Source organism: Mesorhizobium sp. M7A.F.Ca.CA.004.06.1.1, assembly GCF_003999135.1.
GTDB lineage: Bacteria > Pseudomonadota > Alphaproteobacteria > Rhizobiales > Rhizobiaceae > Mesorhizobium.
In genome coordinates, this window is sequence record NZ_RZPQ01001058.1 from 1 (window position 1) to 1,534 (window position 1,534).

Consider the following 1,534-nt stretch of genomic DNA (forward strand, 5'->3'; position numbering starts at 1 on the left):
GCTCGGGCTCGAAATCGAGAGCGATTTGCCTAAGATCGACACGCTGCTGGTCGCTGTCGGCGGCGGCGGCCTGATCGGCGGCATCGCTGCCTGGTTTACCGGCCGCATCCGTATCATCGCCGTCGAGCCGGAAGGAGCGCCGACGCTTCATCGCGCCTTCGAGGCCGGACACCCCGTCGACGCGCCGGCCGAGGGTATCGCCGCCGATTCGCTGGCGCCAAAGCGCGTCGGCGAAATGATGTTCCCGATTGCCGAAGCCTTTGTCGAACGCTCGATCCTGGTCAGTGACGACGACATCATCGCCGCGCAGAAGGCGCTGTGGAACCGGGCCCGCATCATCTCCGAGCCGGGTGGCGCCGCCGCCTTTGCCGCGGTCCTGTCGGGCCGCTATGCGCCGGCGGCGGGCGAACGGGTCGCCGTGCTGGTCTGCGGAGCGAATGCGGACCCCGCTACCTTCTAAAGGGCCTGCTGCCTTCTAAAGGGTATGCAGGATGGAACTATAACGGTCCACTTCACGTTTTTCCGAACTGCCTCGCCTTTGCCGTGTTTGCTGGTATTCTTTGAGTCGTGAGGCGTCGGGCTATCCTGCCCGCTCCACAGCATGATCCCGAAAAGTGAAATCCCTTTCGGAACAGATCATGCTCAAAGGGATAAGGCCGCATCCCGGTTTTCGGGATAGGCTCAAGGAAGGGCCGATGACGCAACGACCCACCTTCAGCAGTGATCGCGGCCTGGCCGGACGCCTGGCCTTGAGCCGGTTGGCGACGCGGGTCTCGATGATGGTCGAGCGCGGCTGGCCGTTGCTGCTCCCGCTCGTCATCGTCGCCAGCCTGTTCCTCAGCATCTCCTGGCTGGGGCTGTTCTCCCGGCTGCCGGATATGGCGCGCATCGGCCTGGTCGCTGCTTTTGCCATAGCGGCACTGGCCGCGCTCTATCCGCTGCGCTTCTTCCGCCTGCCGGGCGCCGGCGAAATCGACCGCCGCATAGAGGCCGCCAATCAACTGTTGCACAGCCCGGTGCTGGTGCAGACCGACCGGCCCAGCGGCAGGGAAAGCAGCTTCTCGCAGGCGCTGTGGCGCGAACACCAGAAGCGTATGGCTGGAAAGCTCGACAACCTTGGCGCCGACCTGCCGCGCACGCGCGTGCCGGAGCGCGACCCCTGGGGGCTGCGCGCGGTGGCGGCCCTTTTGCTCGTTACCGCCTTCGCCTTCTCCTTCGGACCGACGGGCGGCAGGATCAGCGACGGCTTCAATGCCCATGGCGCGCGCGATATCGTGCCGCCGCGCATCGACGCATGGGTGACGCCACCGGCCTATACCGGCAAGCCGCCGATCTTCCTGACCGCCGACGCCAACCAGGCGATCCCGACCTTTACGGTTCCCGAAGGCAGTGACGTTTCGCTGCGCGTGACGGGTGGCTCAGGCGAGGAGACGCTCGGCTATGCCGACAAGAATGGCAACGCCCGCGCCATCGATCCCGCTGCGCCGCAGGCCGCCGCCAAGCCGGCTGCAAGCCCGGCGCCGCCGTCCAAGGT

Annotated in this window: 2 protein-coding genes; both read left to right on the top strand. The window is 66.4% G+C overall.

Features of this window, described 5'->3' with window-relative positions; genetic code table 11:
* The coding region (locus tag EN906_RS33775; protein ID WP_127375757.1) for a pyridoxal-phosphate dependent enzyme at positions 1-460 on the top strand (460 nt) is incomplete at its 5' end.
* A 235-nt stretch (positions 461-695) separates the two neighbouring features.
* Positions 696-1,534 (top strand): DUF4175 family protein (locus EN906_RS33780; RefSeq protein ID WP_127375758.1); only part of this gene is annotated, 839 nt, incomplete at its 3' end.